The organism is Rhodococcus cerastii, from assembly GCF_033042195.1.
Classification (GTDB): domain Bacteria; phylum Actinomycetota; class Actinomycetes; order Mycobacteriales; family Mycobacteriaceae; genus Rhodococcoides.
Window position 1 is genome coordinate 59,622 of record NZ_JAWLKF010000006.1, and the last position, 26,012, is coordinate 85,633.

21 protein-coding genes, 1 tRNA gene and 1 pseudogene are annotated in these 26,012 nt (G+C 65.0%); 7 read left to right on the forward strand and 16 right to left on the reverse strand.

Annotated features, from left to right (window positions below; genetic code table 11):
- Positions 1-9 precede the first annotated feature (9 nt).
- Positions 10-2,535, reverse strand: coding sequence for a putative bifunctional diguanylate cyclase/phosphodiesterase (locus tag R3P93_RS13185; protein ID WP_317533192.1), 2,526 nt, complete (start codon positions 2,533-2,535; stop codon positions 10-12).
- A gap of 314 nt (positions 2,536-2,849) precedes the next feature.
- On the opposite strand from R3P93_RS13185, the gene R3P93_RS13190 reads away from it, so the two are divergent.
- Genes R3P93_RS13190 through R3P93_RS13205 form a run of 4 tightly spaced genes read left to right on the forward strand, consistent with a single transcriptional unit; the run spans position 2,850 to position 6,862 of the window.
- Positions 2,850-3,947, forward strand: coding sequence for a DNA alkylation repair protein (locus R3P93_RS13190; RefSeq protein ID WP_317533193.1), 1,098 nt, complete (start codon positions 2,850-2,852; stop codon positions 3,945-3,947).
- A 22-nt stretch (positions 3,948-3,969) separates the two neighbouring features.
- A complete protein-coding gene (locus tag R3P93_RS13195) occupies positions 3,970-5,094 on the forward strand; it encodes a LolA family protein (RefSeq protein ID WP_317533194.1) in 1,125 nt (374 codons plus the stop codon).
- The gene (locus R3P93_RS13200; protein WP_317533195.1) at positions 5,091-6,053 is read left to right on the forward strand and encodes an ABC transporter ATP-binding protein; all 963 of its coding nucleotides are present in this window, start codon (positions 5,091-5,093) and stop codon (positions 6,051-6,053) included. The genes R3P93_RS13195 and R3P93_RS13200 overlap by 4 nt, the downstream gene beginning before the upstream one ends.
- Complete coding sequence (locus R3P93_RS13205; protein WP_269595986.1) at positions 6,050-6,862, forward strand: ABC transporter permease; 813 nt, start codon at positions 6,050-6,052, stop codon at positions 6,860-6,862. The genes R3P93_RS13200 and R3P93_RS13205 overlap by 4 nt, the downstream gene beginning before the upstream one ends.
- Here R3P93_RS13205 and R3P93_RS13210 read toward each other — a convergent pair.
- The 8 genes and pseudogenes from R3P93_RS13210 to R3P93_RS13240 form a co-directional block, all read right to left on the reverse strand.
- The gene (locus tag R3P93_RS13210; RefSeq protein ID WP_317533196.1) at positions 6,852-7,661 is read right to left on the reverse strand and encodes an esterase/lipase family protein; all 810 of its coding nucleotides are present in this window, start codon (positions 7,659-7,661) and stop codon (positions 6,852-6,854) included. The two genes, R3P93_RS13205 and R3P93_RS13210, sit on opposite strands and share 11 nt — an antisense overlap.
- A gap of 21 nt (positions 7,662-7,682) precedes the next feature.
- Positions 7,683-8,726 (reverse strand): zinc-binding dehydrogenase, encoded by a 1,044-nt coding sequence (locus tag R3P93_RS13215; protein WP_218829151.1) that lies wholly within the window; start codon positions 8,724-8,726, stop codon positions 7,683-7,685.
- A gap of 102 nt (positions 8,727-8,828) precedes the next feature.
- Positions 8,829-8,904, reverse strand: a tRNA-Thr gene (locus R3P93_RS13220).
- Positions 8,905-8,989: 85 nt separating this feature from the next.
- Positions 8,990-10,126 carry a DNA polymerase III subunit delta' gene (locus tag R3P93_RS13225; protein WP_394855303.1) on the reverse strand — a complete coding sequence of 379 codons (1,137 nt, stop codon included), beginning with the start codon at positions 10,124-10,126 and terminating at the stop codon, positions 8,990-8,992.
- Positions 10,123-10,161: pseudogene (locus tag R3P93_RS24620) on the reverse strand (hypothetical protein). Before R3P93_RS24620 ends, R3P93_RS13225 begins: the two are co-directional and overlap by 4 nt.
- Before the next feature lie 116 nt (positions 10,162-10,277).
- A complete protein-coding gene (topA, locus tag R3P93_RS13230) occupies positions 10,278-13,280 on the reverse strand; it encodes a type I DNA topoisomerase (RefSeq protein ID WP_317533198.1) in 3,003 nt (1,000 codons plus the stop codon).
- Positions 13,281-13,389: 109 nt separating this feature from the next.
- On the reverse strand, positions 13,390-13,977 hold the full coding sequence (locus R3P93_RS13235; RefSeq protein ID WP_037187885.1) for a hypothetical protein: 588 nt from the start codon (positions 13,975-13,977) through the stop codon (positions 13,390-13,392).
- A gap of 147 nt (positions 13,978-14,124) precedes the next feature.
- Positions 14,125-14,328, reverse strand: coding sequence for a cold-shock protein (locus R3P93_RS13240; RefSeq protein WP_005248460.1), 204 nt, complete (start codon positions 14,326-14,328; stop codon positions 14,125-14,127).
- A gap of 391 nt (positions 14,329-14,719) precedes the next feature.
- Here R3P93_RS13240 and R3P93_RS13245 point away from each other — a divergent pair, with 391 nt between their 5' ends.
- Positions 14,720-17,089, forward strand: a complete 2,370-nt coding sequence (locus R3P93_RS13245) for a DEAD/DEAH box helicase (RefSeq protein ID WP_179276525.1) — start codon at positions 14,720-14,722, stop codon at positions 17,087-17,089.
- A 265-nt stretch (positions 17,090-17,354) separates the two neighbouring features.
- Here R3P93_RS13245 and R3P93_RS13250 read toward each other — a convergent pair whose 3' ends face one another.
- Positions 17,355-18,131 (reverse strand): FadR/GntR family transcriptional regulator, encoded by a 777-nt coding sequence (locus R3P93_RS13250; protein ID WP_068054166.1) that lies wholly within the window; start codon positions 18,129-18,131, stop codon positions 17,355-17,357.
- A gap of 148 nt (positions 18,132-18,279) precedes the next feature.
- Between R3P93_RS13250 and R3P93_RS13255 the strand changes: the two genes are divergently transcribed.
- Complete coding sequence (locus R3P93_RS13255) at positions 18,280-19,929, forward strand: L-lactate permease (protein ID WP_317533273.1); 1,650 nt, start codon at positions 18,280-18,282, stop codon at positions 19,927-19,929.
- Positions 19,930-19,980: 51 nt separating this feature from the next.
- Positions 19,981-21,243: an alpha-hydroxy acid oxidase gene (locus R3P93_RS13260; RefSeq protein ID WP_317533199.1), complete on the forward strand. Its 1,263-nt coding sequence runs from the start codon at positions 19,981-19,983 to the stop codon at positions 21,241-21,243.
- A gap of 193 nt (positions 21,244-21,436) precedes the next feature.
- On the opposite strand, the gene R3P93_RS13265 is transcribed toward R3P93_RS13260, so the two are convergent.
- The 6 genes from R3P93_RS13265 to R3P93_RS13290 form a co-directional block, all read right to left on the reverse strand.
- On the reverse strand, positions 21,437-21,802 hold the full coding sequence (locus R3P93_RS13265) for an Rv3654c family TadE-like protein (RefSeq protein ID WP_068054155.1): 366 nt from the start codon (positions 21,800-21,802) through the stop codon (positions 21,437-21,439).
- Complete coding sequence (locus R3P93_RS13270) at positions 21,799-22,110, reverse strand: TadE family type IV pilus minor pilin (protein ID WP_068054152.1); 312 nt, start codon at positions 22,108-22,110, stop codon at positions 21,799-21,801. The genes R3P93_RS13265 and R3P93_RS13270 overlap by 4 nt, the downstream gene beginning before the upstream one ends.
- Before the next feature lie 23 nt (positions 22,111-22,133).
- Positions 22,134-22,262, reverse strand: coding sequence for a DUF4244 domain-containing protein (locus R3P93_RS13275; RefSeq protein WP_317533274.1), 129 nt, complete (start codon positions 22,260-22,262; stop codon positions 22,134-22,136).
- 239 nt (positions 22,263-22,501) lie between these two features.
- On the reverse strand, positions 22,502-23,416 hold the full coding sequence (locus tag R3P93_RS13280; RefSeq protein ID WP_317533200.1) for a hypothetical protein: 915 nt from the start codon (positions 23,414-23,416) through the stop codon (positions 22,502-22,504).
- A 413-nt stretch (positions 23,417-23,829) separates the two neighbouring features.
- Positions 23,830-24,279: a hypothetical protein gene (locus R3P93_RS13285; RefSeq protein WP_317533201.1), complete on the reverse strand. Its 450-nt coding sequence runs from the start codon at positions 24,277-24,279 to the stop codon at positions 23,830-23,832.
- Positions 24,272-25,405 carry a hypothetical protein gene (locus tag R3P93_RS13290; protein WP_317533202.1) on the reverse strand — a complete coding sequence of 378 codons (1,134 nt, stop codon included), beginning with the start codon at positions 25,403-25,405 and terminating at the stop codon, positions 24,272-24,274. Before R3P93_RS13290 ends, R3P93_RS13285 begins: the two co-directional genes overlap by 8 nt.
- Between the last annotated feature and the right edge of the window lie 607 nt (positions 25,406-26,012).

The following is a 26,012-nucleotide window of genomic DNA, read 5'->3' on the forward strand; positions in this document are numbered from 1 at the left end:
GTTTCGGGGTTACGAGATCCACGTGTTCGACGGTACCTCGGCGGGCCTACCCAACAGATAGCCCTGTCCTTGAACGAAACTCGGCAAGGCGTCGAGCTGGTCGGGGGTTTCGATGCCTTCGACCACGCACCCCAACTCGAGATCTCGGGCAAGGTTGATGATCGCCCGAACGATGCTGCTGCTCGTCTCGTCGCTGGTCATCGTGGCGGTGAACGACCGATCGATCTTCACTGCACTCACCGGCAGTGTGGCCAGATAACGCAAGCTCGCGAATCCGGTGCCGAAGTCGTCGATGGCGATGCCGACACCCAACTCACGCAGTTCACCGAGCTGACGCAGCATCGAGGAGCCGGACTCGAGCAGCACCGACTCGGTGAGTTCGAGAATCAGGTCCGCCGGAGCCATTCGGTGCCGTCCCAGAGCCGCGCTCACCACAGCAGCCATGTCCACGTGTTGAGCCTGCCGGGCACTGAGATTGACGGCAATCGTGACGGGGACACCCGAGTCCGAATCGAGCGGGTTCGCCGTACGCCATCGCACCAGAGTTCCCAGTGCGTCGTCCAGCACACGCTCCCCGAGCTCGGAGATCAGACCGGTGTCCTCGGCCACCGGGATGAATCGGTCCGGCGTAATTCCTGCGCCCTCGTCGTCACGCAAGCGCGCGAGTGCCTCGAAGCTCGTGAGCGCTCTGCTGTCCAGGTCGTAGACCGGCTGATAGACGACGTTCAGCCTCGCAGCTCCGCGGTGTTCGGGATCGAGGGCACTCCGCAAGGTCCGCTCGATGTAAGCACGCTCGAGGGCGTTCGCGCGCAGCGCGTCGTCGAACAATTCGATCCGGTCCTTACCGAGTTGCTTGGCCCGGTACATCGCGGAATCCGCGTCCCGCAGTACCTCCTGCGCGCTGGCACCCTTGCGAACCAACACCATGCCCACGCTGGCCGACACCACGTACTGGCTGCCCTGATACACGATCGGCGCGGCGAGAACCGCTCGGATGCGCTCGGCGACGCGTTCCGCCAACCCGGCACCGGCACGCTTGTCGGCACCGCGCTCGGCCGGCAACGCATCGACGACGAGGACGAACTCGTCACCGCCGACACGGGCGATCGAATCGTTGGCTCGCAGCACCGACCGCAGCCGTCGCGCAACCTCGACGAGAACCGCATCACCGGCAGCATGCCCGCCGGTGTCGTTGACTCGTTTGAATCCGTCGAGATCGCAGAACAGCACCGCAGCAGCGGCTCCCGTGCTCTCACCGCGTGCGATCGCCGAGCCGATACGGTCGAGCAGCAGCATCCGATTGGGCAGCCCGGTCAGCGGATCCTGCAGGGCCGCTCGCTCGAGCGCGAGTTCCGCCTCGACGACGTCGGTCACTTCCCGCACCACCGAGAGGACCTCCGACACCTCACCCGACGGCCCACGTCGAAAGGGCGTGGTGCGTCGAGACAACCACCGCAGCGAGCCGTCGGCCGCGAGTACCCGATACCGGATACTGACGCTCTCGCCCTCCGGAAGCGATGCCGCGGTTCGGTCCGCCGCTCGGACGACCTCGACATCTTGTTCCACCACCCCGTCCAATCGATCCTCGCCGTCAGTGGAGTCGTCGGACCGACCGAGTCCGAGCCACGGCACCCGACCGTCCTCGACCGCTCCATCCGAAGTCGGTCCGGTCAGTAGCGACCGCAGGCTGCGAGAAGCCCACGTCACCCGCCCGGTATCGACGGCGGTGACGGTCGTGATGTCCGGTGAAGCAGTCAACACCGCGTCACGAAAGGCCCGGGCCTGCTCGAGTTCGGCTCGCGCCGCCCGCTCGGCGGAGACGTCCTCGGAGAGCACCATGGCACCGACTATCCGGCCCGAATCATCCCGCAACGGCCTCGCTTCGACCTGAAAGATTGCGCCCGTTCGGGGGCTGACGGTATCGAACGAAATCTCCTCACCCGCCACGGCCGCCAGGTAATGCGGCTCGAGCATCGCGAAGGCTTCCGGCGACACCGTGTCTCGGAGCAGCTGCCCCTCCATCCGCCGCGGGTCGTAGCCCTCGGCCACCAGACCGGCACCCTCGACGAGGACGAATCGTAGATCGCAGTCCACGACCAGAACGGACGTGTGCGGCAGGTTGGCTGCCAGCTGCCGGTATCGAGCCTCGCTCGCATCGTCGAACATCGAAGGCGAGCGGAGCAACGGACCGTAGAAGCGACGCATCCCCAGATAGATCACACCGGCAAGTGCCGTCGATGCCGTCACCGCGACGTCGAGGGTGCCGCCCATCGACTCCCGCATCGCGTCGAGCATCCCCCCGCCTGAACCTGCAGCGAGATGCGAGGCGTGGCCGTCGAATCCTGTCCACAAGTGCACCGCGTGCACCAGGTGATGCGCGGCGCAGGTCAGGAAGATCGCTGCTGTGGCCACCGCCAACCTGTTGTTGCGCAGCTGTCCGGTCCGCATCAGCCCACGGACGATGAACAGCACGATCCCCAGATACGCGGCAGCGGTGATCCCGTTGAGGACCACCACCCACACCCAGCCGCTCACAGTGCGTGCTCACCGAATCGAGTCCGACAACAGTGGCTCTGGTTCCACTCGACACAGACGACGGGCATGACGCGACCCCCAGGGTTGTAGCCCACCGCGCAGAAAGACCGGTCCGGCCGGAGAAACCGAGTCGACCAGCCGCTCAGCACTTTGATATTCGACGAAGGTTATCCCACTCCGATTACCACAGCCGCCATTGGCGCAGCCCGAAAAATAGGTGTCGGCCCTGGTGATTTCACCCTCCCGCGCAGCCCTCGACACAGCGTCGAACCCCGCCGACCCCGTGGAGCAGAGTCGTCGGGTAAGAAGCTCTCATGCCTTTCGCCGACGAACTCCTCGGCCCGGACGCGGCCGGCACGCTGTTTCGGACCATGCGCACCGCCGCTCCGGGCGCAAATCTGTCGGTACTCGAAGGATCGATCGATCGGCTGGGTCCACTCGCGCTTCGAGCCCGCGCAGATCTGTTGCGTGACGGCCTGCTCTCGGCACTGCCCGGCACCTACACGGAGTTCGCCCGCATCATCCGACGTGCCGCCACCGATCCCGACTTCCGGGGCTGGTCGATCTGGCCGGTCACGAGCGCTGTCGCATCGAAGGCCGTCGAGGAGAACACCTCGAGCGCATTCGACGACGGAATGGCCTTGCTCGCCGAGCTCACCGGCCGACTCAGCTCGGAATTCGCCATCCGCTCGTTTCTTCGAGCCGACCTGGATCGGTCGCTCGCAATCGCGTCGGACTGGACGACATCCTCGGACGAGCATGTGCGGCGTCTGGCGTCTGAGGGCACCCGCCCGTATCTTCCGTGGTCGGTGCGCGTCCCCGAAATACTCGCGCGCCCGGGCGTCACGGTGCCGATCCTGGACCGGCTCTACCGAGACGACAGTGATTACGTTCGACGTTCTGTCGCGAACCATCTCAACGATGTCAGCCGAGACGTCCCGGACTTGGTCGTCGGGACCACCACCCGATGGCTCGACAGCCCGGACGCGCACACCGAAAAGCTTGTGCGACATGCACTTCGGACGGTGATCAAGAAGGGGAACCAGGACGCACTCGAGCTGCTCGGGTTCGCTCCGGCCGACCTCGAGGTGGACGGCCCCACCCTCGACGTCACGGAGCTGCCCATGGGCGGAAGAGTGGAATTCACGGCCTCGATCCGCAACGTCGGCACCGAACCGGCCAAGGTTGCGATCGACTACATCGTTCACCACACCAAAGCCAACGGTGGGGTGACGGGGAAGACGTTCAAGCTGACGACCGGAACGATCACGCCCGGTGACAGCATCGACGTACGGCGGCAACATTCGTTCGAGCCGCTGACCACACGGAAGTACTACCCCGGCCCACACTCCATCGAGCTCCAGATCAACGGTGTGAGTTACGGTCGCGCGGAGTTCTCGCTCGGGGGCTAGCGGCGAGCGTCGTGCAGCTCACATGCAGCACCTCGGGTACGTCCGTACGGTCGAAGAGGTGCGCAAGAAGTGGCGGTGGCTGGCGGTGGTGCTCGGCATCGCCGTGCTCGTCGCAACTCCCTCGGTGATCTCGCGCTTGCCCGTCGACCCGTCCGACATCGGCGCGACCGAACTGCTCGAACAGGTCAAGTCCTCCACCGAGACGCCGTACTCGGGCTACGCCCAGGCGGTCGGCGGCGTCATCATTCCGGTGACCGAGGGGCTCGGCGGCCTGCCGGATCTGCTCGGCGACACCACCTCTCTGCGTGCCTGGTATCGCGCCCCGGACAGCTGGCGCGTCGACACCGTGCGTCTGGCCGGTGAGCGCGGTCTCTACCGGAGCCCGACGCGGCTGTGGAGATGGGACTACGAGCAGAACACGGCCGTGGTGACCCCGGTCCCCGAACCGAGCCTGCGCCTGCCACGCGAGGCCGACCTGCTCCCCCCGGAGCTGGGCCGGCGGTTGCTGAGCGAGGCGACCGCGGATGAGGTCACCCGGCTTCCGGCACGCCGGATCGCCGGTCGCGACGCCCCTGGCCTGAGGCTCGTCCCCAGCCAGCCGCAGAGCACCGTCACCGGAGTCGACGTCTGGGTCGACCCCGGCAGCGGGCTACCGCTGCAGGTCGACGTGCTGGGAGCCGGGGCCACCCGTCCGGTCGTCAGCACCGCGTTCCTCGACTTCTCCTCCGAGACCCCCGATGCCGACACCGTCCGTTTCGTTCCCCCGCCCGGTACCGACGTGCAGCAGCAGGACGGTGGCGACATCGCCTCGTTCGCCGACCGGCTCGACACCGCAGGCCTGCCGTCGACCCTGTCCGGCCTCGATCTGCGCCCCCGCGGCCAGGGGTCGGTGGGAATCTACGGCCGCGGCGTGACCGAACTGTTCGCCGTTCCCCTGCCGCGACGCGCCGCGGGCGGACTCGTCGAACAGTTGCAGTCCGCCCCCGGGGCAATCGTCACCGACGACAGCGTCGCGGTGTCGCTCGGTCCACTCAACGTCCTCGTCACCGGACCCACCGACGACCGGCGTCGCTATCTGCTGTCCGGCACCGTCACCGCGGAAACCCTGACGACCGCCGCCCAACAGCTCGGAGGAGCAGCCACATGATCCGCACGACCGGCCTGACCAAGAGCTACGGATCGGTGCGGGCAGTCGACGGTGTCGACCTCGACGTGCGCGCCGGCGACATCTACGGCTTCGTGGGCGCGAACGGCTCCGGCAAGACGACGACCGTGCGGATGCTGCTCGGCCTGGTGCTGGCGACCTCCGGGCAGATACAGGTGCTCGGCGAGGAGATGCCCCGGCGACGCCGAAGCGTGCTGCCACGGGTGGGGGCGCTGATCGAGAACCCCGCCGCCTACCCCAACCTGTCCGGACGCAGAAACCTCACGCTGCTCGACGCGGCCGGTCCGGGTGGGTCCCGGCGGACCCGGAAAACCAGGGTCGGTGAAGCCCTCGAGCAGGTGGGCCTCGCCGGAGTGGGACGCAGACCGGTCAAGCAGTACTCGCTCGGCATGCGGCAGCGTCTCGGGCTGGCGGCGGCGCTGATGCGTACCCCCGAACTGCTGATCCTCGACGAGCCGACCAACGGACTCGACCCACAGGGAATCCTCGAGATTCGAGAGTTGCTGCTGGGCTTGCACTCTCAGGGCACCACGGTGTTCCTCTCCAGCCATCTGCTGGCCGAGGTGGAGCAACTGTGCGACCGAGTGGGAGTGCTCGACCGAGGTCGACTCGTCCTGCAGGACCAGCTGTCCTCGATGCAGCGGTCCACCGGCCGGGTGTCGGTGCGCACCGCCGATCCCGCTCACGCGGTCTCCGTGCTCTCCGGCGTCGACGGGGCCACGGTGCTCGAACGTGTGGGTCAGCAAATCGTCGTCGAGCATCAGGACCCAGCCGAGCTGAACCGGCTCCTCGTCGAGGGCGGAGTCCGGGTGAGTGAGCTGAGCGAGCAGCGGATGAGCCTCGAACAGTCCGTGCTTGCTGTCACCGGGGCCAGTTCCGACAGAGTCGACGCCCCCGGCGCACTTCGAGACAGCGCCACCCGGACCGAGGTGACCGCATGATCGGCGTCGAACTGCGCGCAATGCTGAGCCGACCCCGCACCTGGGTCGTCATCCTTCTGCTCAATCTGCTGCCGACCATCGTCGCGGGCCTCCTCGCCCTCACCGACGTCGGTCCGCGTCCCGGCGAAGGCCCCGCCTTCCTCTCTGCGGTGACCACCAACGGCCAGCTGTTTCCGCTCGCAGCTCTCGCCATCGTGCTCCCGCTGTTCCTGCCCGTCGCCGTGTCGGTGATCGCAGGCGATGCCGTCGCCGGGGAGGCCCAGGCCGGCACGCTGCGCTACCTGCTCGCCCGCCCGGTGGGACGAACCAAACTGCTGGTGGCGAAGCTGATCTCGGTTGCCGCGTTCGTGCTGCTGGCCGTCGTCGTCGTGGCCGTCATCGCATACTTCGTCGGCACGACGCTGTTCGACGTCACGACTCTGGGGGGCGTCTCCAGCGTGTCCGGCACAGTGCTGACCGACGAACAGGTCGCCACGCGCACCGTCATCGCCGTGCTCTACGTGACCATGTCCATGCTCGGGGTCGCCGCCATGGGCCTTTTCCTGTCGACCCTGACCGACTCCCCGCTCGCCGCGACATTGGGCGCGTTGGCGTTCCTCATCGCGAGCTCGCTGCTGCTGACGCTGGACGCCGCCGACGCCATCGCGCCGTACCTGCCGACGCGATACTGGTTGGCGTTCGTCGACCTGTTCCGCGACCCGGTGCCGACGCGGGACCTGATGCGCGGCGTCGGTGTGCAGGGCGTCTACGTCGTCGTTCTTCTCGGCGCGGCGTGGGCGAACTTCACCACCAAGGACATCACGAGCTGAGACGGCTGCAATCGGCTGCGCCGAGCTGGGTGGTGGAGTCGCCGTCCAACTGGGCGGAGACCATCGCGCCGACCAGAGGATCGCGGGGCAGGTTCCCGTGATCGACGGTCGAGTCCGCACACACGCTCTGAACGGGGATGTTGACGGCCCCGTCGAGTTCGGCCGACGTCGGCGGGGTCACCACCTGATCCAACTCGGTCCAGATCGACACCCACTGCGGACCCTCCGGGGTCTCGTCCCCGGAGTTCAGGGCGGCGAACACGGAACTGTCCGGGGCGAGCTGCTGACAGGCGGTCGCGCACTGGTCGGGCACGAACTGGGCCGCCAGAGCCGCCACCTGAGTGCCGTGGTGCGGGGAGCCGAGAGTGACGATGCGTCGGGCCTGCTCGGCACCGCCGAGGTCGGCGGCCCAGAGCCGGGCCACCACCCCACCGGCGGAATACCCGACGACGTCGACCGAAGTCGCTCCCGTCCGAGCCAGAGCCGCGTCGACGGCGTCGCGCAGGGTCTGCGCCTGCACGGTCAGATCGCCGACGCCACCGTCGGGCAGGGCCACCACTGTGGCGTCGCGACCGTCCTCCCGTAGTTCGGCCGCGAGCACGTCCAGCGAGTCGGTGGATCCGCCGAACCCGGGGATCAGCAGCACTGGGCCGGGCACGGACTGGTCGACGCTGGCGACGGGGTCGCTCGCGGGGCGTGATGCCACGAAGGCCGCCACAGCCGCGACGACCGCGACCAATACGAGGGCGAGTAAGACGAACACGAGACGACGGCGAGCCGGGGCGAGGGAGGCGAACACTCTGTCCAGTGTGCCTGGAGATCACGCCTGATCGCGGACCACCGGAGGAACGAGCACGAACTTCCCCACGTGGTCCCTTTCCAGGAAGCGCTGCTGCGCGGCGGCGATCTGCTCGAGCGGAAACGACTCGGCCAACAAAGGACGAATCTCACCGGCTTCGATGTACGACACGAGGTTCGGAAACACGTCCTCGTCCCAGGCTGTGCAGCCGAGGAGCGTCAGGTCGTTCAGGTACATCGTCCGTAGATCCAACGCGACGATGGGTCCTGCGATCGCACCCGAGGACACGTATGTTCCCCCACGAACGAGGACGTCGAGCAACGGACCGAAACCGTCGCCTGCGACGTTGTCGATCACCACATCGACGCTGTGCTTGCCGAGGGCGTCCACCACGTCGACATCGCGCCCGTAGACCTCGTGGACGCCGAGTTCGCGAAGCTGGTCGTGCTTGGCCCGGCTGGCGACGCCGATCACGCGGGCACCGCGCCGAGCGGCGAGTTGCACTGCGGCAGAACCGACTCCGCCCGACGCGCCGGTGATGAGCACTGTCGACCCTCGATGCACCCCCGCGCGAGCGATCATGTTCTCCGCCGTGCCGTAGGCACACGGAATCGTCGCCAACTCCGCATCGGTCCACCCACAGTCGACCGGAAAGATCTCGCTCGCCGGAACGACGACGAACTGCGCGAACGCGCCGTCCATGTCCGAACCCAACCACCGCGTCTCGCCCGACGAGAAGCCGTCGACGCGCATGCACGATCGAACCAGGACACGGCGGCCGACGATGGATTCGTCCGTCCCCGGACTCGCACACACGAGACCGCAGCAGTCCGTGCCCTGAATCAGCGGAAAAGGCGTCGCGTCGTTCCACCCGCCGTCCGCGTACCAGCCCACGCGTGTATTGATTTCGGTGTTGTTCATCCCCGCGGCCAACACTCGAACGAGCACCTCCCCGGGGCCCGGCACGGGTATCGGCACCTCGGACACGACGAGGTTGTCGTACCCACCGTTGCCGGTGGTGACGATGGCTGTCATCAGATCACCGCGGGTGCTATCGGTTCGCATGAAGTCATCTTGCAGGACCGATGTCACGAACAGGCCGATGCAGCGCTGGATCGACAACCAAAAAGGCCCCCGACGCGCTGGTGCGTATCGAGGGCCTGCTGGTGGAGCCGCCTAAGAGAATCGAACTCTTGACCTTTTCATTACGAGTGAAATGCTCTACCGACTGAGCTAAGGCGGCGTGCCTTTCGGCGTTGGTGAGTCTAACGGAGCATCACGTCGAAACGAAAATCGCCCTCCCTCGAGCGGCGAGGCGGGCTCGGCCCCTAACGCAGCACGTCGCCCAGCGTCGCCACCATCGCATAGATCGCGAACTTGGGTTTTGCATTGACTGCCAACGACTCTCGGCATTCGAGGATTGCCTCGATACTCTTCAGCAGCGCCTCGGGCGAGACGGCTTTTGCCATTCGCTCGACCTGCTCGGCCATGTCGGGATGGGTTGCCGTGGCGGTCGATCCGTACGAGCGAGCGAGCGCATCTCGATACAGGCCCACCAGATCCATCAGCGCGCGATCGAGTGAATCACGACCGGTTCTGGTGGCACGCGACTTCTGCCGCTTCTCGAGGTCCTTGAGCACTCCGGCCGAGCCACGCAGCGCACCCGCCGCACCCTTGCCGGTACCGCCTGCACCGAGAGCCGTCCGCAACTCCTCGGTCTCGGCCTCGTCGCGGGAGGCACTCATTTCCTTGGCCTCGTCCTCAGCGGCCTTCACCAGCTCCTCGGCCGCGAGGTACGCCTGATTGGGCCGGGCTGCAGCCGACGCCAGTGCCAAGGCACGTTTACGACGCGCTCGGGCGTCCTCATCGGTGGCGAGACGACGCGCTCTGCCCACGTGGCCGCCGCTGATCGACGCGGCCCACTCCGCGGTCTCGGCGTCGAGCTTGTCGCGGGTCTGCAGCACGTGCGCGATCGCCGGCACCGTGGGCGTCACCAACGAGACATGCCGGCACCGCGAGCGCAGAGTCACCGAGATGTCCTGCGGATCGACCGACGGCGCACACAGAAGGAACACCGTCTTGGCCGGCGGCTCCTCGACGACCTTGAGCAACACGTTTCCGGCACCCTCGGTGAGCCGGTCGGCGTCCTCGACCACCACCACCTGCCACAACCCGGTACTGGGGCGACGCGAGGCGATGGAGACGATGTCTCGCATCTCCTTGGTGCTGATGCTCAACCCCTCGGGCACGACGCGTCGCACATCGCCGTGGGTACCGGCCATGGTCGTCGAGCAGGCCTGGCAGTGCCCGCACCCGGGAGTGCCCTCGGTGGTGCACTGCAATGCCGCAGCGAAGCACAGGGCAGCGATGGAACGTCCGGATCCGGGCGGGCCGGTGAACAGCCACGAATGCGTCATCGCCGACGAGTCGACGCCGGTGCGAGCGGCTACCGCAGCGGCCGTCAGATCGGCCTCGACATCTTCCTGACCGACCAATCGATCGAACACACCCGCCATGCACGCAACCCTAGTGGTTGGGGCCGACAACCCGAACCCGCGAACTCGAAGTTATGCATGGATACGGCACGGAAAACGTCCATAACTTCGAGCTCGGCGGCTACTCGGTGTCGGTCTTCTTCGCTGGCGCCTTCTTGGCCGGTGACTTCTTCGCGGCCGTGGTCTTGGAGGCAGTGGTCTTGGTGGCCGTCTTCTTGGCAGCAGCTTTCTTTGCCGGGGCCTTCTTCGCTGCGGCCTTCTTGGCCGGAGCCTTCTTGGCGGCGGCCTTCTTCGCCGGTGCCTTCTTCTTCACCGGACCACGAGCGCGCCTGTCCGCCAACAACTCCGACGCACGGTCGTCGGTGATGGACTCGACCTCGTCGTCCTTGCGCAGGCTGGCGTTGGTCTCGCCGTCGGTGACGTACGGCCCGAAGCGACCGTCCTTGATCACCATCGGCTTCTCACTGATCGGGTCGACGCCCAGCTCACGCAGCGGCGGCTTGGCTTCGCCCTGACGACCCCGACGCTTGGGCTCGGCGTAGATCTTCAACGCCTCTTCCAAGGTGACGGTGAACATCTGATCCTCGTCGGCGAGCGAGCGAGAGTCGGTGCCCTTCTTCAGGTACGGGCCGTATCGACCGTTCTGCGCGAGGATCTCTTCCTTGGACTCCGGATCGACTCCGACGACGCGGGGCAGCGAGAGCAGCTTGAGCGCATCCTCGAGCGTGATGGTCGCCAGGTCCATGGACTTGAGCAGAGAACCGGTGCGCGGCTTGGGGCCGGTTGCCTTCTTCGCAGCCGCCTTCTTGGCCGGAGCTTTCTTGGCCGCCGCCTTCTTCACCGCGGTCTTGACGCCACCGTCACCGTCGTTGCCGGACGGCACCGGGACGATATCGGGCTCGGGGGGCGTGGGTTCGGGTTCCGGCTCGGGCAGGATTTCGGTGACGTAGGGACCGAAACGGCCTTCCTTCGCGACGATGTCGTGACCGGTCAGCGGATCGACACCCAGCTTGCGCCCCTCTTGCGGTGTGGCGAAAAGCTTTTCGGCGAAGTCGATCGTCAACTCGTCCGGCGGAAGATCGTCGGGCAGGTTGGCGCGCTGGCTGATCGGATCGCCGTCGGGATCATCGTCGTTCTTGACCATGCGCTCGAGATACGGACCGTAACGGCCCACGCGCACATGGATTTCGCGACCCTCGGAGTCGTCGAACAGACGGATGGAGTTGATGGTGCGGGCGTCGATCTCTTCGAGATTCTGGCCGACCATCTTCTTCAGTCCACCGGAGCGAGCCACCGAACCCTCGGCACCGGTGTCGCCGCCGAAGTAGAAGCTCTGCAGCCAATTGCCGCGTCGCTCACGGCCTCCCGCGATGGCGTCGAGGTCGTCCTCCATGCCTGCGGTGAAGTCGAAGTCCACCAGACGCCCGAAGTGCGCCTCCAACAACGCAACCACCGAGAACGCCACCCACGACGGCACCAGCGCACTGCCGCGCTTGTAGACGTAACCGCGGTCGAGAATGGTCTTGATGATCGACGAATACGTCGACGGCCGACCGATGCCCAGTTCCTCGAGCGTCTTGATGAGCGACGCCTCGGTGAAACGCGCGGGCGGGTTGGTGGTGTGACCGTCGGGATCGAGCTGGGTGGCGGTGACGGCCTGGCCCTGAACCAGTGCGGGCAAACGGGATTCGGCATCGTCGGACTGTCCGCCGGCCTGATCGTCGACGCTCTCCACGTAGGCCTTGAGGAAGCCGGCGAACGTGATGGTGCGCCCCGAAGCGGAGAACGTGCACTCCTCGCCGGTTCCGGCCGTTCCGGTGATGCGCAGTGTCAGCGTGGTGCCGCGCACGTCGGCCATCTGCGACGCGACCGTGCGCTGCCAGATCAGCTCGTACAGGCGGAATTCGTCGGTCTGCAGGGCCGAGTGCAACTGACCGGGCGTCTGGAAGACATCACCGGACGGGCGGATGGCCTCGTGGGCCTCCTGCGCGTTCTTGACCTTGCGGGTGTACTGACGCGGCGACGGATGGACGTACTCCGGTCCGTAGAGCTCGGTCGCCTGGGTACGTGCCGCCGAGATCGCCGACGCGGACAGCGTCGTCGAGTCGGTACGCATATAGGTGATGTAGCCGTTCTCGTACAGTCGCTGCGCGACACGCATGGTGCGCTCGGAGCTGAAGCGCAACTTGCGGGCGGCTTCCTGCTGCAGCGTCGACGTCATGAACGGCGGGTACGGCTTGCGGGTGTACGGCTTGTCCTCCGCGGACGCGACCGTCAGGTCGACGCCTTCGAGAGCCTCGGCGAGGCGTCGGGCACGCGGTTCGTCGAGGACGGTCACCGCATCGGACTTGAGCTTGCCGTCGGCCCCGAAGTCGCGACCGGCGGCGACGCGATTGCCGTCGACATTGACCAGGCGGGCTCCGAAACTGCGCGGGGTGGCGTCGGCTCCGGCGTCGAGCGTGGCGGAGATGTCCCAGTACTCGGCACTGCGGAACGCCATCCGCTCGCGTTCACGCTGGACGACGATGCGGGTGGCGACGGACTGCACTCGGCCTGCCGAGAGCTTCGGCATGACCTTCTTCCACAGCACCGGGCTGACCTCGTAGCCGTAGAGACGGTCGAGGATACGACGGGTCTCCTGGGCGTCGACGAGGTCTTGATCGAGGTCACGGGTATCGGCGGCGGCAGCCAGAATGGCCGGCTTGGTGATCTCGTGGAACACCATGCGTCGAACCGGGATCTTGGGGTTCAGGGTCTCGAGGAGATGCCAGGCGATGGCCTCACCCTCGCGGTCGGGGTCAGTGGCGAGATAGAGCTCGTCGGCGTCCTTGAGCAGGCTCTTGAGCTCTGCGACCTTGCCCTTCTTCTCGGGCGAGACGACGTACAGGGCCTCGAAGTCGTGGTCGACGTCCACGCCGAGACGTGCCCATGGCTCACCCTTGTACTTGGCGGGAACGTCCGCGGCACCGCGGGGAAGGTCGCGAATATGGCCGACGGAGGCCTCGACGACGTAGTTGCTCCCGAGGTACGGGGCGATCTTCTTTGCCTTGGTCGGAGACTCGACGATGACCAGACGACGTGGCTCGGCGGAGCTGTCCCCCGTGCCGTTGTTACGTGCTGCCACCTTGCTGCCGAACCTTCCCTAGTGCGTTTTCACAGGCAGATTTGCCTGTCCCACTACTAACAGACTGACATACGTCGGCCAAATACTCGCAGATCAGTCACAGATCGGCCTACTCGGCGTGGGGCCAATTGGTACGTGCGTCCACGTTCTGTGGAGCCTCGCCGACGTTCTCGGTGAGCCGCAGCAGCCGGCGTCGACCGGTGATTCGGAGGCCCGGATTGGACCCACGCGTGCCGATGAGCGTCGGCGCGATGCCTGCGCGCATCAACGACTGAGCGAGAACGGCGTGAGTTTCCGGCGCGTGGGGATCCAGACCGAGCACGTACCGCTCCCCCTCCGCCTCGGGACGACCCGACGCGAGCACCCAGGCGCGCAGTTCGCGAGAACCCGGTACCCAACCGGGCGGGACGGCCTTGACGGCGCCCTTGGTCCACAGAGACGCCAATGCGGACAGTTCGGGCACCGACGCGGTACGCACCAGAGGCCTGTCCTCCTCCGATCGACCGAGCTCCGGCGTCAGACCGCATTGCTCGATGAGTTCGGCGATGGCATCCGCGCGCCACTGAGCGTCGACCACGACGGAAATTCGGGCCGCACCCGCCGAAGTGACGACATGGCCGGTGGCAGCCAGCAACCCACTGAGATCGGTCACCGCGGGCGGCAACGACTCGGCGGAGAAGAAGGACAGCTGGTTCACAGCATGGACATTAGGACATCGACGCCCGCGCTCACGGCTTTCGGCGCTCCCCGGTGGTTCGTGGAAACGAAACATCCCCCTTTTCGATCGGCCTTGTAGGACCGATGAAAAGGGGGATGACGGTTCTCGACTCCAAAGAGAAGAGAATCAGACTGCGCGAACGCCCGTGGCCTGAGGACCCTTGGTGCCCTGGCCGACCTCGAACTCGACGCGCTGGTTCTCCTCGAGGGTGCGGAAGCCGCTGCCCTGAATCTCGGAGTAATGAACGAAGACGTCAGCGGAGCCGTCTTCTGGTGCGATGAATCCAAAGCCCTTTTCGGCGTTGAACCACTTCACAGTTCCCTGTGCCATGCTTTTCCTTCTCTTTCTAACACCGGATTCGATGGAGCGCACTTTCGGTCCATCGGGCCGGTTCCGACCGCTGCACTTTCTACGAATCCCCCTCAGGATTCCCCCTGACGGACGAGCTCTTCCAGTACCGCGCCCGCAACATTAGATCCTGCGAGCGTAGAACGAACACAGAAGCTGCGACCGCGTCAAGTGAACCATGAACTCCGCGTTCGCAACAGTCGAAAGTCGACCGTTTTCGAACATTTTGTCCGTGTTGTAGAAACGGACAACATCCGACAAGCGAATTGCTGCTCCCACCAGGGCGCGAAGGAGCTGAGCAGGTCCCCGCTAGCATGGGGTTGTCGCGAACAGCCCGACGGCGCTTGTAGATCGAACGAATGCATGGAGGCCCGTGACCGAGAAGAATCCGCTGGGCGGTGCGGATGCCGGGAGCTACGGGCAGCGGTTGCTGGATCGAGTATCGGCGGGATCGCCTGCGAGCGAGAGCCCGTTGACCCACGTCGCCGAACTGCCGGCACGCGCCTCCCAGTTCTCCTCCTGGCCGTCGTGGGTGGGCCCGGAAGTGGTGCAGGTGATCACCTCTCGTGGGATCTCACAACCCTGGACGCATCAGGCACGTGCGGCAACACTCGCCGCCGAGGGCAGTCATGTGGTGCTCTCGACCAGCACCGCGTCGGGTAAGTCGCTGGCGTATCAACTCCCCATCCTCACGACGCTGTCCGCCGACGCCCGGGCCACCGCGCTGTATCTGGCCCCCACCAAGGCCCTCGGTGCCGATCAGCTGCGCACCACGATCTCGATCACCGACGAGTTGCGTTCGGTGTCAGACGAACTCGCCGAGGTGTTCCCGAGTGCATACGACGGCGATACACCGATCGAGATTCGTCAGTGGGCCCGCGCGAATGCGCGCTGGATCTTCACCAATCCCGACATGCTGCATCTCGGGATCCTCGGCTCGCACGAGCGGTGGTCGCGATTCCTCCGCAACCTCCGCTACGTGGTGGTGGACGAATGCCATTACTACCGTGGCGTTTTCGGATCCAATGTCGCGCTCGTGCTCCGCAGGCTACGACGCCTCTGCGCACGGTACGGAGCATCGCCGGTGTTCGTTCTCGCCAGTGCCACGACCTCCGAACCGGGGCGGGCCGCGAGCCGCCTCATCGGCGCGCCGTGCGCGGAAGTCACCGAGGACGGATCCCCGCACGGAGCCCGCACCGTCGCACTGTGGGAACCACCGCTACTCAAAGAGATCACCGGCGAAAACGGCGCTCCGGTCAGGAAATCCGCAGGTGCGGAAGCGTCGCGCATCATGGCCGACCTCCTGGTGGAGGGCGCGCGAACTCTGGCATTCGTGCGGTCCCGGCGCGGAGCCGAGGTGACCGCGCTGGGGACCCAGAGAATTCTCGCCGACGTCGATCCGCAATTGATACGACGCGTCGCCGCCTATCGCGCAGGATATTTGGCCGAGGATCGGCGCAAACTCGAATCCGATCTGTCCGACGGCACGTTGCTCGGCGTCGCCACCACCAATGCGCTCGAACTGGGCGTCGACATCGCCGGTTTGGACGCGGTGATCGTCGCCGGCTTTCCCGGCACCGTCGCGTCGTTCTGGCAGCAGGGCGGCCGGGCCGGTCGACGCGGGGAGGGCTCGCTACTGGTGCTCGTTGCGCGCGACGATCCACTCGACACATATCTGGTGCATCACCCGGCGGCTCTGTTGGACAAGCCCGTCGAGGCGACCGTCACCGACCCCACCAACCCGTACATCCTGGCTCCGCAATTGCTCTGCGCTGCAGTGGAACTGCCGATCACCCTCGTCGAGGCCGAGGAGCTGAGCGCGGAATCGGTGCTCGAGGAACTCGAACTGAAAGGCTATGTGCGCAAGCGTCCGCACGGGTGGTTCATCACTCCCGAGGGGCAGCAGTTGTCGCCGCACGGTGCGGTGAACATTCGCGGCGGCACCGGGGTGCAGGTGGCCATCGTCGACGGCGAGTCCGGTCGCATGCTCGGCACCGTCGACGGCGGCAGAGCGCCCGCCACCGCCCACCCGGGTGCCGTCCACATTCACCAGGGTGAGTCGTTCGTGGTCGACGACCTCGATCTCGATGCCGGCCTCGCACTGGTGCACGCCGAGCAGCCCGAGTGGAACACCTCGGCCCGCGAGATCACCGACATCTCGATCACCGCGGTGCACGAATCCGTCGACTACGGCGAGGTACGCGTCGCACTGGTGCAGGTCAACGTCACCCATCAGGTCGTCGGATATCTGCGACGCCTCCTCTCCGGCGAGGTACTCGACTCCATCGAACTCGACATGCCCGCACAGACACTCGACACCAGAGCCGTCATGTACACCATCACCCCGGAGTTGCTCGAGCACAGCGGAGTTCCGTACGAACGATTCCCCGGATCACTGCACGCGGCCGAGCACGCCGCCATCGGGCTGCTGCCCCTGGTTGCCACCTGCGATCGCTGGGACATCGGCGGGGTGTCGACGGCTCTGCACCCCGACACCGGCCTGCCTACGGTGTTCGTCTACGACGGATACGACGGCGGAGCAGGCTTCGCCGACCGCGGTCACGTGGCCATCGCCGACTGGCTCACGGCCACGAAAGACGCCATCGTCTCCTGCGAATGCCAAACAGGTTGCCCCTCCTGTGTGCAATCACCCAAATGCGGAAACGGCAACGATCCACTGGACAAAGACGGTGCTGTTCGAGTGTTGACGGCGGTACTGGCGGCCATCACTCGGGAGGGTTGAGTCCGGGGATTCCGATTAAGCGCCGGTCCAGTGATGGTCCAGTGATGGTCCAGCGCCGGTCCAGCGATGGGCGCAAACGCGCGCGCATTCGCTGAACGCGTGCAAAATCGGCTGCTGAACGGGGCTATATCGCGCGCACCTGACAAACGCGCGCGCATTCGCGGTCGCTGGGCGCAAGGCGCGAACTCACGGGCTACAGCGGAATCCGTTACCTGCACAACGACATTCGTAGGTCCGCGGGTACGCGAACATGCGACAGCCGATGCTACGTCGGTTCCGGGCTGTTGCGAATGGACAGGGCCGCAGCGGACGACCGGATGTGTTGTTCGGCCGACTTCATTGCGAGCTCTGCGTCACCGGCTTCGACGGCCGCCAGAATCTGCCGGTGTTCGGTATTCAGCTTGTCGGCCAACGAGTCCCAATCCTCGATCTCCAACAGCGCGGCGAGGATGGGCGCACGCATCGACTCCCGGATTGCTGCGGTGAGGGACGCGACGAAGTCGTTACCCGAGGCCTCGGCCAAGGCGATGTGAAAGTTCGTGTCGGCGTCGTTGAAGACCTCTCGGGTGACACCCCGCGCTGCCATGATTTCCACGGCGGCCCTCGCCTGCGCAAGCTTGTTCTGATCGGGGGCCACCGCGGCAAGGTGAACACTTGCCCGCTCGAGCGCAACTCGCGTGCTGATCAAGTCATCGATCCGAAAGTTGGTCAGCGCGACGTGCAGGCGAAGGAGACGTGTGAGTGCCGGCCGCGGCAGAGCCGCAACGAAGGTGCCGGCTCCGGGACCGGAACCCGGTGACGACCGCAGAATTCCACTGCTCTCGAGGACGCGCACGGCTTCACGGACCCCAGCCCGGCTGACGTCGAGCTGAGCTGCGAACTCCCGCTCGGGCGGCAGCGGATCCCCGACGCGGAGATCACCAGCCATGATGCGCTCCTCGATTGCGTCGATGACCAGCTCGTGCGCGCGGGCGCGCCGGACCGGCTTCCACGAAAGCGTTTCGTTATGCGTCCGTCCAGCGTCGTCTGCCATATCGGTCATCCAACCAGAAGAAGGTCTGTGGCCTCAGCCTCTTGACCCCGTTGAGTGTGATCCATATCATTCTTTGTGTGGTCAGACCTCACACACCTTGAAGGTCTTGAATGGAGTAGCTGTGTACACACCCGATCTCGCACCGCTCGCGGACAGCATGGGATTGTCCGCAGCGGTGGCTTGCCTGCCGATGTTGACGGTCTTCGTCACGCTCGGACTTCTTCGGTGGAAAGCCCACTTCGCCGGTCTGGCCGGGCTCGTCGTCGCATTGGCGGTGGCGGTTCTGGCCTACGACATGCCGGCGAACCTGGCCGGGCTGTCGGCAACACAAGGCTTCGCCTTCGGGTTGTTTCCCATCGTGTGGATCGTGATCTGTGCGATCTGGTTGTACGAGTTGACCGTGACGAGCGGACGGTTCGACGACCTGCGCCGCATCATCGATGCCATCTCCGACGATCCGCGTATCCAGGCGATCATCATCGCGTTCGGCTTCGGCGGGCTACTCGAAGCCCTCGCCGGATTCGGTGCTCCCGTCGCCATCACCGGTGTCATGCTTCTGGCCATCGGTTTCGCTCCGATGCGCGCAGCCGTCGTCGTGTTGCTCGCCAACACCGCGCCGGTTGCCTTCGGTGCCATCGGCATTCCGATCCTCACCGCCGGAAACTTGACGGGAATCGACTACCACGAGATCGGCGCGTACGTGGGTCACCAGACCCCGTTCATCGCCCTGTTCGTACCGCTGTTCATCGCGTTCCTCACCGATGGTCGACGCGGCGTCGCCCAGACGTGGCCGGTCGCCCTGGCCGTCGGTGTCGTGTTCGCCGTCGCGCAGTGGGTCAGCGCAACCTGGATCTCGGTCGAGCTGACCGACATCATCGCCTCGCTCGCTGGCATCGCCGCAGCAGTCGTGGTTCTGCGGTTCTGGAAGCCGACCGGATCCGACGCGGCCCGCGAACGCATCCTCCTGGCCCGGGATGCCGACCTCGATTCGGAAAGCTCCGGCAGTGCTCCGATCACGCCTGCGCCGGTCGCCACCCGCACCATCCAGGCCGCGCCGCTGACGACCCAACGAGTGTGGCTTGCACTGTTCCCATACCTTCTCGTCATCGCGGTGTTCTCGGTGGCCAAACTATGGTCCCCGGTCGCCAGGTTCCTCGCCTCGACCGACATCGCCGTACCGTGGCCCGGTCTCGACGGCAACATCCTCACCGCCGCCGGTTCCCCCGCAACCACCACCATCTACAAGTTCACCTGGCTGTCCACGCCGGGAACACTGCTCCTGATCTGCGGTGTCATCGTCGCCGCCGTCTACCGCGTCAGCGCTCCCGACGCCGCCCGGCTGTTCGGAAGCACTCTGATCAAACTCCGATTCTCCGCACTCACGGTGGGCGCGGTTCTGGCGCTCGCCTACGTGATGAACCAGTCGGGGCAGACCATCACCATCGGAACCTGGATTGCCGGCACCGGCGCATTCTTCGCCTACCTCTCCCCGATTCTCGGGTGGCTGGGAACCGCGGTCACCGGCTCGGACACCAGCGCGAACGCGTTGTTCGCGACGCTGCAGCAGACTGCAGCGATCAACGCCGGCATCGACCCCACCCTGCTGGTCGCCGCCAACACCTCGGGTGGTGTGGTGGGAAAGATGATCAGCCCGCAGAATCTCGCCATCGCTGCTTCCGCGGTGGGGTTGGTCGGGCGGGAGTCCGAGATTTTCCGAAAAGTCATCGGGTGGAGCCTCGGCCTGCTGCTTGCCATCTGTCTCCTGGTCGGACTCCAGAGTTCGGTACTGGCCTGGATGCTCCCCTGACCCGTCGTCCCCACCACTCGCCGTAATACTGCACAGAATCGAGACCATGACATGCCCATCACCCGGCAGATGCCCAAAGCTACCGACCTGCGCGAGGTCCTCTCGTTCAAAAAGCCCGATCTGAACCTGCGTCGACGACGCCTCAGCGCCGCACTCACCATCGACGATCTCCGCACCATCGCCCGACGCCGCACCCCACGCGCTGCATTCGACTACACCGACGGTGCCGCCGACGCCGAGATCTCGCTCTCCCGGGCTCGTCAGGCCTTCCGTGACGTCGAATTCCATCCCTCGATCCTGCGGGACGTCTCTCACGTCGACACCTCGACGACGGTGTTCGGCGGGCCGTCCGCGCTGCCGTTCGGCATCGCTCCGACGGGATTCACCCGCCTGATGCAGACCGAGGGCGAATACGCCGGTTCTGCCGCAGCCGGAGCTGCCGGAATCCCGTTCTGCCTCTCGACCCTGGGCACCACGTCGATCGAGGACGTCAAGGCCACCAACCCGAACGGACGAAACTGGTTCCAGCTCTACGTCATGCGCAACCGCGACATCTCGTTCGGGCTGGTCGAACGCGCCGCGAAGGCAGGCTTCGACACCCTCCTGTTCACGGTCGACACGCCAGTCGCCGGATCACGACTGCGCGACAAGCGCAACGGATTCTCCATCCCGCCGCAGTTGACCGCGTCGACGATCGCCAACGCCATCCCGCGGCCCTGGTGGTGGTGGGACTTCCTCACCACGGCCAAGCTCGAGTTCGCATCGCTGTCCTCCACCGGCGGCACGGTAGGAGAGCTGCTGAATTCAGCGATGGATCCATCGATCTCGTTCGAGGATCTCGACGTCATCCGGGAGATCTGGCCCGGCAAGCTGGTCGTCAAAGGTGTTCAATCGGTGGCGGATTCGGTCCGTCTCGCCGAACTGGGAGTCGACGGAATCATCCTGTCCAATCACGGAGGCCGACAACTCGATCGGGCCCCCGTTCCCTTCCACCTGCTGCCTCAGGTGGTGAGCGAAGTCGGCTGCGATTTCGAGGTCGCCGTCGACACCGGCATCATGCACGGTGCCGATATCGTCGCCTCCATCGCGATGGGAGCGTCGTTCACCCTCGTCGGACGCGCGTACCTGTACGGCCTGATGGCCGGAGGGCGAGCCGGAGTCGACCGCATGATCGAGATCCTGCGCGAAGAGGTAGTGCGCACCATGCAACTGCTGCAGGTCAATTCACTCGCGGAGCTCACACCGGAGCACGTCACCCAACTCACTCGATTCGCTCCTCTACAGTCCGGGGCCCGCACCTTCACGACGCGCTGACCGCTGTAGGCCGGGGTTCGTGGCCTGGGTTCACGGCAAAGGCTCACGGCAAACGCGCGCGCATTCGCTGAACGCTCGCGAAATCGCTGGCCAGACGAGGCGAATCCCCGCGCACCTGACCAACGCGCGCGCATTTGCGAATTCGGCCAGCGGGCGAGGCGGACCGGGGCGGGCAAGCGGGCCGACCCGCCCGTCACCCCGGACCCGCCCGCGCCGAGGCGATGGCGTCGGACATTCCGAAGCGACCGAGGAACACCGGTTGGCCCACCGTCACGATCACGTCCCAGTCGGCGATCGTGCACTCTCGCAACACGGTCCCCATTCGCCCCGCCAAACCCCGCGCCGTCTCACACGCATCCGCCATCCCACGATCGAGAGACCCGGCACCGGCCAACGCAGCGAGGTCGGCCGCCGACTGTGCCTGATGACGCGCACCCACCGCCGAGCCGACGTGAATCACCATCACCACGACAACGATCAAGGCCGACATCGCCAGCGCCGCCAACACCGTCGCGCCACCTTCGTCATCACGCAGCACCCTCCCGAAAGCGAGCCTCATTCCGCGGCAATCGGTTCCGCAGCAGCAACCGCCTCAGCAGACAACGTCAACCCAGGCAGCGGACTCGCCACTTCCACCCGCGCGACGAAGAACTCCCCGTCCTCGGTCACCGTGATGCGAGCCCCCTCCGGCGCGACCCTCTCCCCCACCGAGACAGCCCGGTTCGTATCCCCTCTGGCCGCCAACCGCGCTGCCTCCCTGGCCGCATCGACGCAGCCGATGTGCATCGTCACCGACACGATCGCCCCGATACACACCACGATCACCGCGACGATGGACGCGATCGCGAACGCCGCCTCCACCGTCACGGCACCGTCGTCATCGGTCAGGCTCAGACGGCTGTGTTCAGCGCTCGATCGATGATCCCCGTCAACGCCGTGACGATGCTGTCGCCGGTCACCACCGTGTACAGCACCGCCCCGAACGCCGCGGCCGCGATGGTCCCGATCGCGTACTCAATGGTCGCTGTTTACACCCGCGTCGATCCGCCGCTCGTGTGGAGGTTGCCTTCGGTCAAACGGTGCAAGCTGGTGACTGCACCCGTTCCGGTTCGCACGTTCATGATTGCCTAGCCGGAGTTACCTCAGAACAGATGAAGGAACTGTGAACGCACTCATGCCGCTCGCGCGGTGCCTGAGAGGCTGCTAGCCATCGACCGAGGAGCACAGCGCAGTTGCGTTGGGATTGGCAAGTCCCGACTCAGCGTTCAGGCTGCGGGTCCTCCGATGTGTCTATGGTGACGTTTGTGGACAAATGATCAACGCCGAATCGCACAGACTCACACTCCACACGCAGCGTGTCCCACGTGATCAGTTCAAGGGACAGCTTTTCACACATCACGCGGAGCACTTCGTCTCGATCCAGACCCCAGAATTCGCATAGTCGGTCACTTGCCGCGATGCACACGTCCATCGCAAAGCAGAAGTTCCTCAGCGTTGCGCACCAGGTGTAATTCGTGCCCTTCTGCTCCTGAATCACCGCCAAAGTCATCCAAGTAGCGTTCCCATGAGTGGGTCGGCTGAGCTCGTCGTAAGCGAGTTGGTGGGCGAAGTACCTTTCGATCAGCGCGCGATTGTTTCCAACCGATGGCTGCCGTGCGACGCCGCTGAACGCCGATGCAGTCCTCGCGCGCCATCTTTTCCAATCGTCGATAAGTTTCGTCGCCCCGGCGTCGTTCGACGATCTGTACTCCTGGAGGCTGGACTTGAACAATTCGTGAGCACGGAGTACCCGTGCTTTCCACCCGATCTCAGGATCGGCGAGGAGCATAGCCTTCGATGCGTGCTCTGCCGCTGAGCGCGCAAGCGCCGCCGACCCGATATGCATTGGATGGTCCTTGCGGATCAACTCGCAACATGACAGGAGCGCGTCACCGCAGGAGATGACATAAAACTTCGCAAGCCGATGAGCGGTCAGCAAGGGGCCCACCACGTCGGACTCGCTGCCTACATCCGCATCGATCGCGTCGATCGACTTAACACCGGGTTCGCGATAAACTGATGTGAAATGCGCCGCGGTCAAACCGAAGTAAGCCACGAGTTGTCCGACATCCGTAGCTGCGGTTGCGAACTCCCGGACACCCTGAAGTGAATTGGGAAAGTTCTCATCGATCATGCGGCAAGTGTACGTACTGCCACCAATTACCTCCGTTACCCTCGGGTCGATCCTCTTGGTTCGCAGACATGAATGTTATTCATCAAACTGACCGTGGCGGACCATCATAGACCTGCCGCCCGATCGTCAACTGGCACCGTGAAGAATTCCCTGGCGAAATCCACCGTGCAACCGTTAGAGAACATATTGTGGGTCACTAACTTGGGATTGCAACACCCCGAAAAAAGTGCCGCGCAACCGATTTCTGAACAGCTGTGCCCCCAGTATTTATGGACACAGTGGGGTGAGGCCGCGTAGCAAGATACGGCAATCATTCGTACCGAACACGTAGCACTTCCCGTCACTGGCGATCGTCGTGTTGGCCGAGTGCAAAAGACGACCTCCTGACGCTGCTACTCCCGAATCAGCTCCGGTTACGCCGGCGGGTACCTGAGTCCTCGGCCTTCGGCGTGATCTCGCAACCGCCCGCCGATCCGCTTCGCCTGGCTACTTGTCACGGTCGTAAAGTCAAGTGAAGTATGACCTTTCAGACACGGGGTGGGAGTCGCCGGAGAATGCTCATCATACACAGAACGAAGTTTCTGGTCTTGCACCTCACCGACCGAAACTGCCCACACGCCAGCCGACTCGAACCCAAAGTCTTCTGTGAACTCCTTGAAGTTCGCTTCCTCGGACACCTTGGCGGCGCGGGCACTCGACAGCTTCTTCTTATCCTTAGGCGTGGGTCGGAACGCCTGCGAGGTCAGCTCACCATCCACAATCCAGTCGGGGTGGGCATTACGCCACAAAAGCTCGTCCCGTTCGACAAGAACTTCCTCGCTGGCCGCTACCTCGGTAGTCTCAGCTTCGGTATTATCACTCACTGATCGCATCTTTCACGAAGTCGGCAATACCGTCGGGATCGTCCATTGGGAAAGATCTATCCTCACCGTCGTCGCCACCCGCGCGGCCATACCAGGCCGAGTCGACCGAACCAGCATTAAGAATCTCCACCTCGATCGCGCGGGTGGCTGTGCGCCACTCGAGCTGAATGCCACCGTCGCCAGAAGGATAGATCGCTGGTGCGCCCACTTCCGCATCCAACGTCGCCAGGAGAATGCGTTCAACCCGCTCGACAGTTTCATTCGAGGGCGGCTCCGAGCCGGGGTGCAGCCAGCCACTCCCGAGACCGGCGAGATTCCGCAATCGCTCCGACCATGACGGGGGCAGGGCGGGCTCCGCGTGCAATACGTCGGTGATCTTCACGATTTCGCCATCGCGATTCTGCATGGCAATGACGCTCAGGGAGACCGGCGGCGCAGCATCTCCGTACCCGAGGTAGCTATGCAGCGATCCCCAGACCGATGGGTCCGAGAACGTCGCTCCAATCCGCCTTTGCCCAGCCCCCTCAGCTACCATCACGTCCACATGAGGAGGGACAGACGACAGGCCGTTCACCTGGCCGACGACAACCGCTTCGATCTCTAGCTCATCCAAGCGTGCAAGCCGCTGTATGCGCTTGCGCGTTTCGGTGGTTAGAACGGCACGCTGCGGATCATCTACGCTGTTCGCCAACTCGATTCGCTCATTTGCGCGCAAGCTACGGCCGAACTGAGCCAGTGGTTTGATCGCGGCCATAGGGAAGGCTGCCGGGACGCGGTCCGCCTTACTGATGTCGCCGAGCGCACTGTTGATCAACCGCCGAGCCTCGTCGTGCCAGTCTGTGTTTTGGAACAACCCTCCATCGCGGGCCACAGGACGTACCAGCGTGGGAATCTGGCTCCCCCGCTCGACCCGGGTCAGTCGAAGATCGAATGCTTGGTCAAAGCCCCTCGGCACACGCTGACGCTTCGGATGGTCGCGAAGATAAAGTTCGCGAGCGACGGCACTGACAAGGAGGGCGTACCTTTCCAGCTCTGCCGCCGACACAACGGGTAGCCCCTCCGCCACTTCAAATCTTCCGCCAGCCAGCCGTAGATACCCAAAGGGCGTCACGTCATTGCTGGTCATGCCGGAAGTCTAGCCACACCACACTCGGGCCGTTGTATTGCGGTAGAAATTACATTTGTCCGTTCTGACGCAAGGGCCGACTTGCGCTTGCTCTACCGCCTGACCGGAAACTGAGCGATACGCAGGTAAGCAGAGCGCGCAGGCTATCGAACAACTAGCCGCAGACGCGGCGGTCGGACGATTCTCCGCCACCGCGTGTCTGAACAGATTTTCAACAGCGACGACCGACGGTTCACGGGTTGGCGTCCTTCGGCGAATATGCAACTCGCCGCACGACGATCACGGAAACAGCGATCGCGTCAGCATTGATCACGTGACGTGCCGAGATCTCACGCTTCGCCTCTGCCGCGGCCCGAGCAGTTGCGTTCGGCAACCAAACCTCCACTGATCAGCGAGGAATAGAAGTGGCTGCGCGACTCGGTGTCCGGCAACGGTGGTCTCAAATGTCTATCCAGAGGGGCGATTGGACGCCACAATTCAGGGCGCGGCTATCGACCGAGTGGCCCCGACTTCGGACAAAGTCGGGGCGCGGCAGCAGAGACATCGCAAGCCCAGCTGACAGTGACTGCCCCTTCTCGTCGGCGCGCCATAAGGCCGTCGTACCGGG

Bases quoted from the DNA above. Each gene is read 5' to 3' on its own strand.
- R3P93_RS13190 (WP_317533193.1), top strand. From the start codon at position 2,850: ATGCCTTTCGCCGACGAACTCCTCGGCCCGGACGCGGCCGGCACGCTG.
- R3P93_RS13195 (WP_317533194.1), top strand. From the start codon at position 3,970: ATGCAGCACCTCGGGTACGTCCGTACGGTCGAAGAGGTGCGCAAGAAG.
- R3P93_RS13200 (WP_317533195.1), top strand. From the start codon at position 5,091: ATGATCCGCACGACCGGCCTGACCAAGAGCTACGGATCGGTGCGGGCA.
- R3P93_RS13205 (WP_269595986.1), top strand. From the start codon at position 6,050: ATGATCGGCGTCGAACTGCGCGCAATGCTGAGCCGACCCCGCACCTGG.
- R3P93_RS13215 (WP_218829151.1), bottom strand. From the start codon at position 8,726: ATGCGAACCGATAGCACCCGCGGTGATCTGATGACAGCCATCGTCACC.
- R3P93_RS13240 (WP_005248460.1), bottom strand. From the start codon at position 14,328: ATGGCACAGGGAACTGTGAAGTGGTTCAACGCCGAAAAGGGCTTTGGA.
- R3P93_RS13250 (WP_068054166.1), bottom strand. From the start codon at position 18,131: ATGACCGATATGGCAGACGACGCTGGACGGACGCATAACGAAACGCTT.
- R3P93_RS13255 (WP_317533273.1), top strand. From the start codon at position 18,280: ATGGGATTGTCCGCAGCGGTGGCTTGCCTGCCGATGTTGACGGTCTTC.
- R3P93_RS13260 (WP_317533199.1), top strand. From the start codon at position 19,981: ATGCCCATCACCCGGCAGATGCCCAAAGCTACCGACCTGCGCGAGGTC.
- R3P93_RS13265 (WP_068054155.1), bottom strand. From the start codon at position 21,802: ATGAGGCTCGCTTTCGGGAGGGTGCTGCGTGATGACGAAGGTGGCGCG.
- R3P93_RS13280 (WP_317533200.1), bottom strand. From the start codon at position 23,416: ATGATCGATGAGAACTTTCCCAATTCACTTCAGGGTGTCCGGGAGTTC.
- R3P93_RS13290 (WP_317533202.1), bottom strand. From the start codon at position 25,405: ATGACCAGCAATGACGTGACGCCCTTTGGGTATCTACGGCTGGCTGGC.